Origin of the sequence: Sphingomonas phoenicis (assembly GCF_047238005.1) — a bacterium.
Classification (GTDB): domain Bacteria; phylum Pseudomonadota; class Alphaproteobacteria; order Sphingomonadales; family Sphingomonadaceae; genus Sphingomonas.
In genome coordinates, this window is sequence record NZ_JBDFMC010000002.1 from 2,675,455 (window position 1) to 2,690,317 (window position 14,863).

The window sequence follows — 14,863 nt, forward strand, 5'->3', positions numbered from 1 at the left end:
CCTTATCGAAGCATCATGCACCTTTCTGAAAGGTGGTCAATAGCTATCTGACAGGTCTGCGGTGGCGGAGAGCGGCGCGGTGCGGATGGCGAAGAAGAACGCCCCGACCGACAGGATGCCGGTGACGACGCCGACAATGGCGAGCGCGGGCGCCAGATGGCTCTCGCCGCCCAGCAGCGCGCTGACCAGCGTGACCAGCGGCGGGGCGATGCCGAAGCCGATCAGCCCGGCAAAGGCGATGAAGGCGCCGATGCACAGCCCGCGCAGTTCGTTGGGGATGAGGACGGTCAAGGCGACCGACGTGGCGAGCCCGGTTACGGCGCCGCACAGCGACAACGCGCCGAACGCGACGGCGAACAGCGTGACCGACGGCGCCACCGGGAACAGCGCGGCGGGAACGCCCAGAATCGCGGCGAACAGCGCCCCGACCAGCAGCCCGCCGCGCCGGCCGCTCTTCTGCCCCAGATCGGCGGTGAACCCGCCCAGCAGCGTGCCGCCGAGGCCGCTGACCAGCACCAGCGCGCCCATCCAGCCGGCGAAGTCGCCCGGCTGCAATCCGTAACGGCGCGACAGTACCGGCGCCGCCCAGACCAGCGCGGCATTGTCGGCCATGACGACTGCGACCTGCCCGACGAACAGCGGGATCAGGAAGCGGCGGCGCGACCACAGTTCGGCCGCCAGGACGCGAAACGGCGCATGGGTGGTGGCCGCGACCTCGCGTCGGGCGGGTTCGCGCAGCAGCAGCAGGGGGGCGATCAGGATCAGGCTGACGACGGTCAGCACGGCGTGGGTGCCGCGCCACGGCACCATGCCCGCGATCGTCGGCAGCGTACCGCTGGCGAAGGCGCCGAACAGCCAGCCGCCCAGGGCGAACGCCCCGGCGATGCCGGCGATCTTGCCCAGATTGACGACCAGCATCGCCCGCCCGCGCTGTTCGGGTACGCACAGGTCGGCGGTCAGCGACAGCGCCGCGGTCAGCGCGCCGGTGGTGCCGGTCGCGGTCAGCACGCGCGCCAGGAACAGCATCGTCGAGCCCTGCGCCACCGCGGTCATCGCCGTGCCGACCGTCCAGATCAGCGCCAGCGCGATCAGCAGGCGGACGCGGTTGAACCGGTCGACCAGGATGCCGACCGGGATCGAGCAGACGACCAGCGCCAGCCCCGCGCTGACCCCCTGGATGACGCCCAGCGTCGCATCGCTCAGCCGCAACTCGGCCTTGACGCTCTCCTGCACGGTGCCGAACGATCCCATCATCGCGAAGCCGACGGTCATCGCCAGCGTGAGCGCGAGGAGCGAGGGCAGCGCGCTGCGGAAGCCGGTGCGGGGGGCGAGGGCGATGGTCGCCATTACGATGGTGCTCCTGACAGCGCGCGGGTCAGCGCATCGATGCGCGCAGCCTGCGCACGGTTCGCCACGGCGGGGCCGGGCAGGATGTCGAAGCCGTGAAAGGCTCCGGGATGGACGTGCAGTTCGGTCGGCACCCCGGCGGCGATCAGGCGTCGGGCATAGTCGATGTCCTCGTCGACGAAGAGGTCCAGCGTACCGGTCATGATGAAGGTCGGCGGCAATCCCGTCAGGTCGTCGGCGCGCGCGGCCGCGGCATAGGGCGACACACCCTCGCCACCGGGTTCGTGGCCGAGCAGGGCGGACCAGCCGAAGCGGTTGTTGTGCGGCGTCCAGATGAACGCGCCGGCGTGCGGATGCGGCGGCGCCGTGCAGGTGCGGTCGTCGATCATCGGATAGGTCAGGTGCTGGAAGGCGAGCGCGATCTCTCCGCGGTCGCGCACCATCAACGCCAGCGACGCGGCAAGGCCGCCGCCCGCGCTCTCGCCCATCACGCCCAGCCGGGCGATGTCGATGCCCAGCTCGCCGGCATGCGCCACCGTCCAGGCGAGCCCGGCGTGACAATCCTCGATCGCACCGGGAAAGCGCGTTTCCGGTGCCAGCCGGTAATCGACCGAGACGATCACGCAGCCGAGCGCGGCGGCGAGCGGGCGGTGAACGGATTCCAGCGCGCCCGCCGATCCGCCGACATAGCCGCCACCGTGGATGTGGTAGATGCAGCCGAGCGTGCCGGTGGCGGCGCGCGGCCGATAGATGCTGAGGCCGATGTCGGGCGCACCCGTCGGGCCGGGTACCTGCCGCTTGGTCATGTCGACGCCGCCGTCCCCGGCCGGCGGCAGCGGCAGGTCGCGGGCGCGCAGGTCGGCCAGCGTCGCATCGTCCAGCGCAATCGTCGGCCACGCCGCCAGCAGCGGGCGGAGTTCGGGGTCGACGAGCTCCAGCCCGGTCACAGGCTGAAGATCTTGCCGGGGTTCATCAGGTTCTGCGGGTCGAGCGCACGCTTCAGCAGGCGCATCGTATCGACCGCATCGCCCAGTTCGGCGACCAGCCAGTCCTGCTTGCCGATGCCGATGCCGTGTTCGCCGGTGCAGGTGCCGTCCATCGCAATCGCCCGGTCGACCAGCTTGCGGTTGATCGCCTCGACCTCCTCGAACTCGTGCGGGGCGGTGGGATCGATCGAGAAGATGACGTGGAAATTGCCGTCGCCGACATGGCCCAGGATCGATGCCGGCACCGTCCCCGCGTCGATGTCGGCGCGGGTCTGAAGTATGCATTCGGGCAGGCGGCTGATCGGCACGCACACATCGGTCGTCCAGCCGACCGCGCCGGGACGGACGTTGACGGCGGCGTAATAGGCCTCGTGCCGCGCCTTCCACAGCCGGGCGCGTTCCTCCGGCTGGTTCGACCAGGTGAACGCGCCGCCGCCGTTCGCCTCCGCCAGCGCCGCCACCGTCTCGACCTGTTCCGCCACGCCGGCCGGCGAGCCGTGGAATTCGAAGAACAGCGTCGTGATCTCCGGATAGTCGAGCTTCGACCAGCGGTTCACCGCCGCCATCTGCCGGTCGTCAAGGATTTCGACGCGGGCCAGCGGCACGCCGCACTGGATCGATTGCACCACGGTGTCGACCGCGCCCTGCAGCGTCTCGAACCCGCATACCGCCGACGAGATCTGCTCGGGGATCGGATGCAGCCGCAGCGACACCTCGGTGATGATGCCGAGTGTCCCTTCCGCGCCGACGAACAGGCGGGTCAGGTCGTACCCGGCGGCGGACTTGCGCGCGCGGGTGCCGGTGCGGATCACCTTGCCGTCCGGGGTGACGACGGTCAGCGACAGCACGGCGTCGCGCATCGTGCCGTAGCGGACGGCGTTGGTGCCGCTGGCGCGGGTCGATGCCATGCCGCCGATCGTCGCGTTGGCGCCCGGATCGATCGGGAAGAACAGCCCGGTGTCGCGCAGGTGGGCGTTCAGCTCCTCGCGCCGGACGCCGGCCTGGACGATGCAGTCGAAGTCCTCGGCATTGATCGCCAGGATCGCGTCCATCCGCGCCAGGTTGATGCTGACCCCGCCGTTCACCGGCAGCGCGTTGCCCTCGATCGAGGTGCCCGCACCGAACGGCACGATCGCCACGCCGGCCGCCATGCAGAGCCGCACGCAATCCGCGACCTCCTCGGTCGAGGTGGCGAAGACGACCGCGTCGGGCAGCGCTTCGGCGAAATGCGCCTCGCTGGTGCCGTGCTGACGGCGGATGCCCTCGCCCAGTGCCAGTGCGTCGCCGAAGCGCTGGCGGAGGGACGCGACGAACGCCTCGTCGAGCGGCGGGCGGGCGGGGCGGGGGGCGTGGATCATATCAGAACCGGATCGTGCCGCGGATGCCGACGCGGCGGCGCGGCGACTGGATCGCGAGGTTCGAGACGAGCGGCGCGGGCAGGCCGGCGCGGCGCAGCAGCGACGAGTCGAGATAGGTCTCGACATATTTCTCGTCGAACAGGTTGGTGGCGAAGGCGGCGACCTCCAGCGGACCCGTCTGCCACGCCACCGACGCGTTGACGAGGTAATAGGGGGCCAGGATCGGCACCGATGCGGCGTCCAGCGACCCGCCGGTGCGCGCGCCCTTGGCGACGACGTTGGTGTCGACCACGATCGCCTGGTCGTTGTGGAACGGCAGGCGCAGGTTGGTGCCGACCGAATAGTTCGCGTCGGGCACGAACAGGATGCGGTCGCCCGGATAGGCATAGCCGGTCACCGCCTGGAACTGGCTGGCGTCGGTCACGCGCGAGTGGAGCAGCGTGGCGTTGGCATAGACACGCCACAGGTTGCTGATGTTGAACGACAGCTCGGCCTCCGCGCCATAGCTCTCGACATCGCCCGAGTTCAGGTTGATCGCCACGAAGCCGACCGGCTGGCCGGTGGCGGGGTTCAGGATGGTCGACGGCGCCAGCGCGTTGGCGCCGATGAAGTTCTTGTAGTCGTTATAGAAGGCCGCGACGTTGGCGGTCAGGCGACCGCCGAAGGCGCTCGCCTTCGATCCGACCTCGTACGTCCAGACGCTGTCGCCCCTGTAGGTCAGGTTGGGCGCACCCGGCCCGTTCTGGCCACCGCCGCGCACACCGCGGGCGACCGACGCATAGGTCATGAATTCCGGCGACCACCGCTTCGTCAGCGTCGCGCGCGGCTGCCACTCGTTCGCCTTGTAGGCGGCGGGCAGGCCGGCGGTGGAGGCGTTCAGCTTCTGGTGATCGTACCGGATGCCCACCGCCAGATCGAGGCCGTTGCCGAAGTTCAGGAAGCCGGTGGCGAACACCGCGATATTCTCGTTCTCGGCGGTGGCGCTCGCCGGCACGGTCAGGTTCGCCGGCACGACCGTCGTGGTCCCGGTGCTGTCGGTCGTCGAGCGGCCGTAGAAAGCGCCGACCAGGGTCGAGAAGTTCGATCCCCATTTGGTGTCCAGCCGCAGCTCGCCCGTCCGCGTCTTCAGCGTCCGGTCGGACGTGACGCGGAAGAAGTCGAGCGCGCTGTAGTCGCCGTCGCCCGCGCTCACCGTATCGCTCTGGTTGTACGCCCCGATCGCGGTGATCGTGGTGTTCAGGCTGTCGATGTCGAACTCGCCCTTGAGGTTGGCGGCGTAATAGTTGATCGTCGCCAGGCTGCGCTGGTTGGTGCTGTTGTCGAGCGTATAGTCACGCGGGCCGTCGACGTGGAAATAGGCGGTGGAGCCGCCATAGACCCGGTCCCACCCGCCGTTCAGCGTGAAGCGCGCCCAGGTGGCCGGCACGAAGCGCAGCGTGCCGTTGACGCTCTTGGTCTCCAGCGGGTTCTGGTCGCCGCCGGCCAGCAGGTTGCGCTGGAACCCGTCCTCGCGGTGATAGGCGGCACCGATGCGGAACTGCAGCACGTCGGCCACGATCGGGCCCGACACGCTGCCCGACACCGACGCGTAATTGTCGCCGGCCGCCAGCGCGCCGTCGATGCGGCCCTGCCAGTCGTTCGACGGCTGGCGGGTCACGACGTTGATCGCGCCGCCCAGCGTGTTGTTGCCGAACAGCGTGCCCTGCGGCCCGCGCAGCACCTCGACCCGGGCGACGTCGACCAGCGGCGAGTTCAGATAGGTGGTGTTGGGCTGGTAGATGCCGTCGATGAAGATGCCGACGCCCGGCTGCACCGTGTCGATCAGCGTGGTGCCGACACCGCGGATCGAGACGAAGGCGCGGCCGACCGAGTCGGAATTGATGTTCAGGCCAGGCGTATAGGCGGCGACATCGCGCACCACGACCAGCTGCTGCTGCTTGATCGCGTCGCCGGAAATGGCAGTGACCGCGATCGGCACGTCCTGCAGCCGCTCCTCGCGGCGGCGGGCGGTGACGACGATGTCGGACGCGGCGGGATCGGTGCCTGTCGAGGTATCCGCCTGCGGATCGGCGGGCGTTCCCTGATCGGTGGTCTGGGCGCCCTGCGGCTCTGCGGACTGTGCCGCGGCGACGGCGGGCACGACCAGGGTCAGGGCGGTGGATAGCGCGAACAGCGAACGACGGCGCATGCGGGACCTCTCCGTTGGCGGCGGATCGTTGTCGTCCACCTGTCAGAAAGGTATGCGCGCCTGATCACCTATCGGAAAGGCTGGCGGCTGTGCCGATCGGCTCTGCGGTTTGCCCTACCAGCAGGAATAGCCGCCATCGACCAGTACGATGCTGCCGGTCATCAGGCTGGCCGCGTCGGACGCGAGGAAGTGGACGGCGGACGCGACCTCCTCCGGTTCGCCCAGCCGGCCCTGCGGCGTGCCGTCGATCCAGCGGCGGTACATCTCGCTGGTCCGGTCGGCAAAGGCGTTCAGCGGCGTGGCGATGTAGGTCGGCGCGACCGCGTTCACGCGCACGCCGCGCCCCGCCCACTCCGCCGCCAGGCTCTTCGTCAGCTGGTGCACCGCCGCCTTGGACGCATTGTAATAGCTTTGCGGCTGCGGCCGGTTGACGATGACGCCCGACATCGATCCGATGTTGACGATCGATCCCGCACCCTTCGCCAGCATCCGCCGGCCAAAGGCGCGCGCGCACCAGAAGGTGCCGTTCAGGTTCACGTCGAGCACGTTCAGCCAATGCTCGTCGGCGACATCCTCCGCGGCGGTTTCGCTGCGGGCGATGCCGGCATTGTTGACCAGGATGTCGGCGCCGCCGGTCCGCTCCGCCGCCGCCTCGACCGCGGCGGAATCGGTCACGTCGAGGATGCAGCCGTCGACCCGGTGACCCTTCGCGCGCAGGCTCTCCAGCCCGCGTTCCAGCAGCGCGCCGTCCCGGTCGGCGATCGTCACCGCCGCGCCGAACTCGGCCAGCGCGTCGGCGCAGCACCAGCCGATGCCCTGCGCGCCACCGGTCACGAAGGCGGTGCGGCCGTCCAGCCGCAGACGATCGGCGTACATGCGCGTTATCCTCAGGGAAGGAAGGGGGCGGCGGGCATCGCCGGTTCGGCCGAGGCGGTAGCGGCGACGACGCGGTAGACCTGGCGCGTGTCGCGGTCGAACGGCGCCCAGGGCAGCGATCCGTCGCGCGCGAAATCGATCCACAGCCGGTGCATCCGCGTCGCGAGCTCCTGCGGAGCGGTCCGGCCCAGCAGCCCCTCCGGCCCGGTCGCGATGGCGAGGGTGTCGAACACGAACGGGATCTCGACCGCATGCGCCGCGCCCAGTTCGCCGCCGAACGCGGTCGATCGCCACTCGAAATCATAGACGTGGGTGCGCCCGCGATGCTCCTCGGCGAAGCGCCTGGCCGGCCAGCGGAACACCAGGTCGGTCATCGCATCGGTCAGGGCCCGCCCGCCGGACTGCCGGCCCATGCCGTACGCCTTCAGAACGCGCCATGCGTGCGGCTGCGACCGGCGCAGCGCCAGCCAGGCGATCAGCCGGCCGATCTTGTCGCGAAGGCCGCTGGAGACGAGGTACAGGTTCATCTCCTCCGCATTCGTGCCGATCAGCACGTCGACATCGGCGCCGGCGCCGGTCTTCAGCGCATCGAGCGGCTGGATCGGCAGCACGTCGTCGCCGTGCACGGGAACGAAGCGGCTGATCCCGAACACCGGCTCGCGCCCGTCGGGGCCGCGCAGGTCGATGCGGGTGGTCGGCAGCGATATCTTCTCGATCGCATCCAGTACCGCCTCGGTCGGCGCGGCGGCGAAGCCCTCGCGGGTCGGCGCGATGCCGAGCAGGCTCGCCATCTTCGCGACCAGCCGCTGCGCCACGTCGATGTCGCGGGTCATCGCACCGTGGCCGCTCTGGATGATCGCGCGCCGGAACAGCCCGGCGGCGAGCGGCGAGGTGACCAGGTCGGCGATCGCCATCGCCCCGGCCGATTCGCCGAACACGGTGACGTTGCCGGCATCGCCGCCAAACGCCGCGATCTCCCGCTGGACCCATGCCAGCGCCGCCAGCATGTCGCGCAGCCCCAGATTGGTCGGCACGCCGGGGATCGGCAGGAACCCGTCGACGCCCATGCGATAGTTGATCGCGACGCAGACGACGCCGTCGCGCGCGAAGGTGGCGCCGTCCTGCACCGGCGCGTCCTTGCTGCCGACCACGAAGCCGCCGCCATGGATGAACACCATCACCGGCAATCCGGTGCGATCGTCGTCCGGCGACCAGATGTTGAGCGTCAGGTAATCGTCGCCCGGCACCCATCCGCCGCCGACCAGTGCCTGTACGTCGAGGCCGGGCACCGCCTTGATCCGCTGGGGTGCGTTCGGGCCGGGGCTGGTCGCATCGCGGATGCCGTCCCATGCCTCGACCGGCTGCGGGGCTGCGAAGCGGCGGTCCCCGGTGGGCGGCGCGGCATAGGGCACGCTCATGAACCGGCGCACGCCGCCTTCCGCACGGCCGCGCAACTGGCCGGCATCGACGCGGGTCACCGCCTGTTGGTCGTTCTGGACTGGCATGCCTCCATCCTACGCGAGGCGTGCGGACCGGGGATGGCGGAGACTGTGCCGATCGGCATGTTGCGCGTGCCGACCAGCCGCCGCGCGCTCAGCCGCGCAGGCGCAATCCGATCCACAGCGTGCGGGGCGTGGCGCGCTCGACGATGTTGGCGCCGCTGATCCCCGCTTCCACCCGCTCGTCGAAGACGTTCTCCGCGCGCAGTTCCACCGCGATCGCCCGGGTCAGGGGCAGGGCGGCATACCCGTCCAGCGTCGTCGCGGGGGCCAGGGTGCGGCTGTTCTGATCGTCCTCGAACTGGCGGGCGCCGTGGCGCACCGTCGTCGACAGCGCCGCGCCATGTCGCCGCCAGCCCAGCGAGCCCGACACCAGGTCGCGCGGCGTCTGGGCGGGGCGCAGTCCGTCGAGCGCGGCAGCGGCGCCGCTCGCCTCGACCCGCGGATCGGTGTGGCTCCACGATGCCTGGGCGAAGAACGGGCCGCTGCTCCACCGCGCGTCCAGCTCCAGCCCGGTCGACCGGATCGCATCCAGGTTCTGGCGCACGCGGTACACGCCGCCCGCCCCGACGAAGCCGACGCCGGGAAAGGTGCCGGGCCCGCGCCCCGCGGTGACGTTGGCGATCGCGTTCGTCAGCCGGTTCCAGAACAGCGTCGCCGCCAGCGTGACGCCGCCGCCGGGCGTGATCGAAACGCCGCCGTCCACGCCGCTCAGCCGCTCCGGCGAGAGCGCGGCATTGGCGGCGACCGCGTCGGCACCGACGCGGAACGGGCGATAGAGTTCGTTCAGCGTCGGCAGTCGCCAGCCGCGATAGGCGGCCGCGCGCAGCGTCACGGCGCTCGCCGGCGCCCAGGCCGCGCCGGCGCGGCCGGTCCATTCGGTCCCCTCGCGATCGGCGAAATCGCTGTCCGTCAGCGCGGCACCGGTTGCCAGTGTCGTCTCGCGCAGGCGGCCGTCGTACAGCCGCCAGCGATCGACGCGGCCACCCAGCGTCAGCGTGACGTCGCCCGCCTCGACGCTGGCATCGGCGAACAGCCCCGCCGTCAGCGCCGCACCACCGGCGATGCGCCGCCGCGTCGGCAGGGCGGCGACGAAGGTATATGCCTCCTGCGTGCGTCCGTCGACGCGGCGCAGGTCGGCGCCCACGCGCAGGTCGCGGCCCGTGCCGACCGGCGGCACCAGCTCGAACCGCGCGCCGATCCCGGTCGCGGGGGTGTTGTACTGGTCCAGCGTCTGCGTCGCCGTCGTCCGGGCCGCATCCACGCTGGCGAACTGCGAGGCGAAGGCGCGGGTCTGGAGATAGGCGAGCGCCGAATAGCCCCAGCGACCGCGACCGACGATGCGGACGCTGGCATCGGCGCCCTCGCTGCGGTTGGCGGTGAAGGCGGTGCCGCGCTCGCGGGTGTCGGTGAAGGCGGAGACGTTGGCCTGCAACTCGGTGTCGACACCGATCGGCACGACCCCGCGCACGGCGGCCGAGGCCTGCCGGTACGGTGCGGCGCGATCCGCCGGGCCGCGTGCTTCCGCGACCGTCGGCACGAAGCCGTCACCGCGGGCATAGGCGGCAGACACCGTCGCGAACCCGCGCCCGCGGACCAGCATGCCCGATGCCGACGCGTCGACCGAATCGCGGCTGCCATAGGCCAGGTCGCCGGCCAGCGCCGGCTGCCCGGCTGGTCCCGCACTCTCGATCTCCACCGTCCCGGCCAGTGCTCCCGGCCCGAAATAGCCACTGCCGCCACCCCGCGTGACGCGGATCAGGCCGATGCGATCGGTGGCATAGGCGGGAAAGGGAACCCAGCCACCGAACGGATCGGCCTGCGGCACCCCGTCCAGCACCAGCAACGCGCGGCTGGACGCGTTGCCGCCGATGCCGCGCAGCGAGATGCCCTGGCTGGTCGGGTTGGCGGAGCGCGAGTCCGACCGCCGGAACTGCTGCAGCCCCGCGACATCGGCCAGCACGCTCTCCAGCCGGTTGCTCGCATTCTCCGCGATGCGCGCCGCATCGATCGCGACCACGTCGAACGCGCGGTCGCCGGGGCGCTGGTCCAGCCCGCGGCCGACGACGACGATGTCCTGATCGGCCGGCGCCGTCTGGGCGGCGGCAGGCATGGCGAACGGCAGGGCGGTGCTGCCGGCCAGCAGCATCATGGCGGAACGCACGGCGATCATTCTCCGAAGCGGGGGAGAACCGGCCCTAACGATCGCGGTCCGCCGCGCCAACCGCTTCCGTCTATTCGGGTTTCCACTCGGTCGGGGTGTGATGGACGAAGGTCGGCCGCCGCCCGCCGGTGAACCACAGCTCCCCGCGTCGCATCAGCCGTGCCTCCAGCCGGGGCCCGCGCGCGCCGGCTACCCGGGTGCGGACGAAGACATGTTCCGGCGCCGTCGCGATCGGATACCACTCCTGCATCGGTAATCCTGATCCTTGCTGCGAGTTGCCTGTACTGCGCCCCGGTCGGCAAGCGGGTGGAGCCGCCGGGGCGCAGGAACGCCCTGAAAGGACGCGGAAAAAGTAACGTCCGCCGTCCCTGCGCGGATGCACGCGAAGTTCGGGTCTTACGGCAATTTCGTCACATTTCGAGACACTTGTTAGCCGGCGCAATGCCGCCGCGATCGTCGGCGAGCGGCGTATGATCACGGGACTTCCCGCCCGCGAAACCCGCGCCTAGAGTATGGCAACGGCGCCGCCGCCCGCGGAACACGATGATCCGGCGGACGGTTGAGCGTCAGGCAAAAACGAGGGAGGCTGCCGATGTCGATCCGTAAGATGATTGCGCTTCATCCGAATGCGCATGGGCGCCCCAACGAACCGATGGCGATCGCCGCGAAGCACGCGATGTACTGCGCGCTGTTCTGCACCTCCTGTGCCGATGCATGCTCCGCCGAGCCGATGGACATGGCACAGTGCATCCGCAAATGCATGGATTGCGCCGATATCTGCACCGCGGCGGCGAAGGTCGCGGCACGCCAGACCGCGGACGACGATGCGATGGTCCGCGCCATGCTGACCGCCTGTATGGAGGCCTGCTTCATCTGCGCCGCGGAATGCGACAAGTACGATCACGAGCATTGCAAGCTGTGCGCGACGATGTGCCGCGAATGCGCCAACGACTGTCGCGAGGCGCTGGCGACCCTGCATTGAGGGTCGATGGTGGCGGTGGCCGGATCCGGCTGATCATGTCCGACGATATCAAGGACATGTCGGGTTCGTCGGGGTAGCTGCCGCCCCGCGACCCTGCGGTATCAGCCCACCGGCGCCCGTTCGGCTTCCTCGCTGATCACCGCCTCGGTATCGATCTGGGCCTGCAGGACGAGCGCCGCCGTCGCCGCGCGCGCGCCGGCCGGATCGCTGTCGGCGATTGCCTCGAACAGCGCCTGATGCTGCGGCATCGGATCGCGCGGCGGCTTGGCGCTGCGATATTTGAAGAAGGTGGTCCAGCGGACCGCCGCGGAGATGCCGGCGGACAGGCTGACCAGCAGTTCGTTGTTGGTCGCCTCCAGGATGATCGCGTGGAATTGCTGGTCGGCGGCGCGGCCGATCTCGCTGGTCAGGCCATGGCGTGCCATCTCCTCCAGCGCATGGCCCATCCGCGACAACTGGCGCGACGTGCGGCCCGCCGCCGCCAGTTCCGCCGCGGCCGGCTCGACGATCATGCGCAGCTGGAACAGGCTGTGGACGAAGCGCAGCGGCGGCGCGCCCTCGAACATCCATTTCAGCAGTTCCGGATCCAGCATGTTCCAGGCATTGCGGTCGCGCACCTTCGTGCCCGCCTTGGGGCGGCTCTCCACCAGCCCCTTGGCCGACAGCATGCGCAGCGATTCCCGGATCACGCTGCGCGACACGCCGAACGTCTCGGCCAGCTCGATCTCGCCCGGCAGGGTCGAGCCGGGTGCATGGTGCCCGGTGACGATCGCCACCCCCAGTTGCGCGGCTAGCGAGATATGTGCGGGCTGCCCGCGCTTGGCCACTGGGTTCTCCTGGTCTTCGTTGGCTGGAGGTAAGACGGTATGCCGCCCGGTGGCAACCTCGCGACGGGACAGACCCACGTTTTTGTCAGTCAAGATCCTGTCCGCCGCGACGGTCCGCGATCAGATCCCGCCGGGTAGTGCCGCCGTCAGTGCGGATGCCAGCCGGCCGGCCCACTCGCGCTCCGCCGCCGCGTCGGCCAGCAGATCCTGGCGGATTTCCAGCTCGGCATAGGGTCGACGCTGCGGATAGGCGTGGCGCGGGATCGTGTAGTCGATCAGGTCCATCCGGTACGGCTCGTTGTCGCCGACCGTCCATGCCGGCTCCCGCCGCAGCACGGACAGCAGCCCCAATGCGAAGCCGGTGTCGCCCGCATCGTGCAGCACGCCGATCTGCCACGGGCGCCTGGTTCCGCCGGCCAGCGCCGGGGTGAAGCTGTGCAGCGCGATCAGCACGGTCGGCCGGCCCGCGGCGTCACGCGCGGCCAGCGCATCGGCGATCGCCTGCTGGTACGGTGCGTGGATCGCCGCCATCCGCGCCGCGACGTCCGTCGGCGACAGGTCGCGGTTGCCGGGGATCGGCGTCCCGTCGCTGACCGGCGGCATCGCGTCCACCGCACCGGGCGCGCGATTGCAGTCGACCACCAGGCGCGAATAGGTCTGGCGCACGAACGTGGCATCCATCGTCCCGGCCAGCGTCATGCCCAGGCCGGCGACACCGATGTCCCAGGCGATGTGCCGCGTCCGGTCCGCCGCCGAAACGCCCAGGTCGCCCAGCGACCGGGGGATGGCATTGCCCGAATGATCGCCGATAAAGAGGAACGGCGACGCGCCCACCGGGTTGATGACCGTCACCGGTGCGGGATCGGCGGCCGTCAGCAAGGGCTCATGATCGGTCGATGTCATTCCTGAACCTCTCTCACGTCACGACCTATACGTACAGACAGCCGGTTTCGTTCGGCGAGCATCGGCTGATGGTCCGCCCGCGCGAGAGCTACGACCAGCACCTGCTCGCCGCCAGGCTCGACATCGATCCGCCCCCACGCGAGGTGCGCTGGCTGCAGGACGTGTTCGGCAATTCGGTCGCGATCGTCACGTTCGACCGGCAGGCGAGCCGGCTGGCGATCGACAGCCGCGTCCACCTGCGTCACGCCCCGGCGCAGATCGACCATGTCGATATCGAGGATTACGCGAAGACCTATCCCTTCACCTACTCGTCCGAGGAGATGCCGGACCTGCTCCGCTCGATCGAGCGCCAGCATCTCGATCCGCAGCGCCACATCGACCGGTGGGCGCGGCGGTTCCTGTCCGACGGGCGCACCGACACGCTGGCGCTGCTGACCGACATGACGACCGCGATCCGGCGCGAGTTCACCTATGTCCAGCGGCCCGAAAAGGGCACGCAGTCCCCGATCGAGACGCTGACCCGGCGCAAGGGCACCTGTCGCGACTATGCGATGCTGATGATCGAGGCGGTGCGCGCGCTGGGGTTCGCGGCGCGGTTCGTGTCCGGCTATGTCTACGATGCCAGCGGGTCGCCGCGGTCCGCCGGGGTGGTCGGCGGCGGCAACACGCACGCCTGGGTCCGCGTCTACCTGCCCGGATCGGGGTGGGTGGAGTTCGATCCCACCAACGGCATCATCGGCAACCGCGGCCTGATCCGCGTCGCGATCGCCCGCGACATCTATCAGGCGGTGCCGGTCTCCGGCACGTGGAGCGGCTTTCCGGGCAGCTTCGTCGACATGGACGTGTCGGTCGACATCCAGGTCGCCGCTCCGCCGACCACCTCCGCCGACCCCGCCGCCGCTCTGAAGGAGCCTGCCCCATGCTGATCCGTGCCGGTTACGACATCCGTTTCGACGCAGAGGTGCCGACGCCGCTGATGGCGATGCTCAGCGTCCATCCGTCGCGCCATAAGGATCTGCGGACCGTGCAGCGGATCGCCGCCAGCCCGGCGGTGCCGATCTACGACTATCTCGATGCCTTCGGGAACGTCTGCACCCGTGTGACGGTGCCGCCCGGCGGGCTGACCCTGTCGTGCGACTTCACCATCGAGGATGACGGCCGGCCCGACCCGTGCGTGCCAGACGCCGTCCAGCACGCAATCGAGGAACTGCCCGACGATGTCCTCGTCTACCTGCTCGGCAGCCGCTATTGCGAGACCGACCGGCTGTCGGAAACCGCCTGGTCGCTGTTCGGCCACCTGCCGACCGGCTGGGCGCGGGTGCAGGCGATCGTCGACTTCACCCACGATCACATCGAATTCGGCTATCATCACGCCCGCTCGACCAAGACCGCGTGGGACGCGCATCAGGAACAGCAGGGCGTCTGCCGCGATTTCGCCCATCTGGCGATCACGCTGTGCCGGTGCATGAACATCCCGGCACGCTACTGCACCGGTTATCTGGGCGACATCGGCGTGCCGCCGGTCGATGCCGCGATGGATTTCTCGGCCTGGTTTGACGTTTATCTGGGCGGCGAGTGGCACACCTTCGACGCGCGCCACAACACGCCGCGCATCGGCCGCATCCTGATGGCCCGCGGCCGCGACGCCACCGACACCGCCCTGACCACCACGTTCGGCCCGGCGATCCTGACCGGCTTCAAGGTGCATACCGACGAGGTTGCGGAAGAATAAG

13 protein-coding genes are annotated in these 14,863 nt (G+C 70.0%); 3 read left to right on the forward strand and 10 right to left on the reverse strand.

Going from position 1 to position 14,863, the window contains the following annotated elements; genetic code table 11:
• Window positions 1-36: 36 nt before the first annotated feature.
• From ABC319_RS13835 to ABC319_RS13870, 8 genes are all read right to left on the reverse strand, one after another.
• The gene (locus ABC319_RS13835) at window positions 37-1,347 is read right to left on the reverse strand and encodes an MFS transporter (RefSeq protein ID WP_413070788.1); all 1,311 of its coding nucleotides are present in this window, start codon (window positions 1,345-1,347) and stop codon (window positions 37-39) included.
• Complete coding sequence (locus ABC319_RS13840; protein WP_413070789.1) at window positions 1,347-2,294, reverse strand: alpha/beta hydrolase; 948 nt, start codon at window positions 2,292-2,294, stop codon at window positions 1,347-1,349. The genes ABC319_RS13835 and ABC319_RS13840 overlap by 1 nt, the downstream gene beginning before the upstream one ends.
• Window positions 2,291-3,691, reverse strand: coding sequence for an FAD-binding oxidoreductase (locus ABC319_RS13845; RefSeq protein ID WP_413070790.1), 1,401 nt, complete (start codon window positions 3,689-3,691; stop codon window positions 2,291-2,293). The genes ABC319_RS13840 and ABC319_RS13845 overlap by 4 nt, the downstream gene beginning before the upstream one ends.
• A 1-nt stretch (window position 3,692) precedes the next feature.
• Window positions 3,693-5,879: a TonB-dependent receptor gene (locus tag ABC319_RS13850; RefSeq protein WP_413070791.1), complete on the reverse strand. Its 2,187-nt coding sequence runs from the start codon at window positions 5,877-5,879 to the stop codon at window positions 3,693-3,695.
• A 114-nt stretch (window positions 5,880-5,993) separates the two neighbouring features.
• Entirely contained in the window at window positions 5,994-6,755 is a 762-nt protein-coding gene (locus ABC319_RS13855; RefSeq protein WP_413070792.1) for an SDR family NAD(P)-dependent oxidoreductase, read from the reverse strand.
• 11 nt (window positions 6,756-6,766) lie between these two features.
• A complete protein-coding gene (locus ABC319_RS13860) occupies window positions 6,767-8,260 on the reverse strand; it encodes a carboxylesterase/lipase family protein (protein ID WP_413070793.1) in 1,494 nt (497 codons plus the stop codon).
• A gap of 88 nt (window positions 8,261-8,348) precedes the next feature.
• A complete protein-coding gene (locus ABC319_RS13865; protein WP_413071698.1) occupies window positions 8,349-10,403 on the reverse strand; it encodes a TonB-dependent receptor in 2,055 nt (684 codons plus the stop codon).
• Window positions 10,404-10,488: 85 nt separating this feature from the next.
• Entirely contained in the window at window positions 10,489-10,668 is a 180-nt protein-coding gene (locus ABC319_RS13870) for a hypothetical protein (protein ID WP_413070794.1), read from the reverse strand.
• Window positions 10,669-11,010: 342 nt separating this feature from the next.
• On the opposite strand from ABC319_RS13870, the gene ABC319_RS13875 reads away from it, so the two are divergent.
• A complete protein-coding gene (locus ABC319_RS13875) occupies window positions 11,011-11,400 on the forward strand; it encodes a four-helix bundle copper-binding protein (protein WP_413070795.1) in 390 nt (129 codons plus the stop codon).
• A gap of 101 nt (window positions 11,401-11,501) precedes the next feature.
• Here the strand turns inward: ABC319_RS13875 and ABC319_RS13880 are convergent, their stop codons facing one another.
• Together ABC319_RS13880 and ABC319_RS13885 are read right to left on the reverse strand one after the other, a co-directional pair.
• The gene (locus tag ABC319_RS13880; protein ID WP_413070796.1) at window positions 11,502-12,227 is read right to left on the reverse strand and encodes a FadR/GntR family transcriptional regulator; all 726 of its coding nucleotides are present in this window, start codon (window positions 12,225-12,227) and stop codon (window positions 11,502-11,504) included.
• Between the two features lie 120 nt (window positions 12,228-12,347).
• Window positions 12,348-13,130 carry an N-formylglutamate amidohydrolase gene (locus ABC319_RS13885; RefSeq protein WP_413070797.1) on the reverse strand — a complete coding sequence of 261 codons (783 nt, stop codon included), beginning with the start codon at window positions 13,128-13,130 and terminating at the stop codon, window positions 12,348-12,350.
• Here ABC319_RS13885 and ABC319_RS13890 point away from each other — a divergent pair.
• Together ABC319_RS13890 and ABC319_RS13895 are read left to right on the forward strand one after the other, a co-directional pair.
• Window positions 13,124-14,056, forward strand: a complete 933-nt coding sequence (locus tag ABC319_RS13890) for a transglutaminase family protein (RefSeq protein ID WP_413070798.1) — start codon at window positions 13,124-13,126, stop codon at window positions 14,054-14,056. The two genes, ABC319_RS13885 and ABC319_RS13890, sit on opposite strands and share 7 nt — an antisense overlap.
• The gene (locus ABC319_RS13895) at window positions 14,050-14,862 is read left to right on the forward strand and encodes a transglutaminase-like domain-containing protein (protein WP_413070799.1); all 813 of its coding nucleotides are present in this window, start codon (window positions 14,050-14,052) and stop codon (window positions 14,860-14,862) included. The genes ABC319_RS13890 and ABC319_RS13895 overlap by 7 nt, the downstream gene beginning before the upstream one ends.
• Window position 14,863: the final 1 nt, after the last annotated feature.

What these genes read in the sequence shown, in the direction of transcription:
- ABC319_RS13885 (WP_413070797.1), bottom strand. Translation starts at nt 13,130, where the DNA reads ATGACATCGACCGATCATGAGCCCTTGCTGACGGCCGCCGATCCCGCA.
- ABC319_RS13875 (WP_413070795.1), top strand. Translation starts at nt 11,011, where the DNA reads ATGTCGATCCGTAAGATGATTGCGCTTCATCCGAATGCGCATGGGCGC.
- ABC319_RS13890 (WP_413070798.1), top strand. Translation starts at nt 13,124, where the DNA reads ATGTCATTCCTGAACCTCTCTCACGTCACGACCTATACGTACAGACAG.
- ABC319_RS13895 (WP_413070799.1), top strand. Translation starts at nt 14,050, where the DNA reads ATGCTGATCCGTGCCGGTTACGACATCCGTTTCGACGCAGAGGTGCCG.
- ABC319_RS13865 (WP_413071698.1), bottom strand. Translation starts at nt 10,403, where the DNA reads ATGCTGCTGGCCGGCAGCACCGCCCTGCCGTTCGCCATGCCTGCCGCC.
- ABC319_RS13860 (WP_413070793.1), bottom strand. Translation starts at nt 8,260, where the DNA reads ATGCCAGTCCAGAACGACCAACAGGCGGTGACCCGCGTCGATGCCGGC.
- ABC319_RS13870 (WP_413070794.1), bottom strand. Translation starts at nt 10,668, where the DNA reads ATGCAGGAGTGGTATCCGATCGCGACGGCGCCGGAACATGTCTTCGTC.
- ABC319_RS13850 (WP_413070791.1), bottom strand. Translation starts at nt 5,879, where the DNA reads ATGCGCCGTCGTTCGCTGTTCGCGCTATCCACCGCCCTGACCCTGGTC.
- ABC319_RS13845 (WP_413070790.1), bottom strand. Translation starts at nt 3,691, where the DNA reads ATGATCCACGCCCCCCGCCCCGCCCGCCCGCCGCTCGACGAGGCGTTC.
- ABC319_RS13855 (WP_413070792.1), bottom strand. Translation starts at nt 6,755, where the DNA reads ATGTACGCCGATCGTCTGCGGCTGGACGGCCGCACCGCCTTCGTGACC.
- ABC319_RS13835 (WP_413070788.1), bottom strand. Translation starts at nt 1,347, where the DNA reads ATGGCGACCATCGCCCTCGCCCCCCGCACCGGCTTCCGCAGCGCGCTG.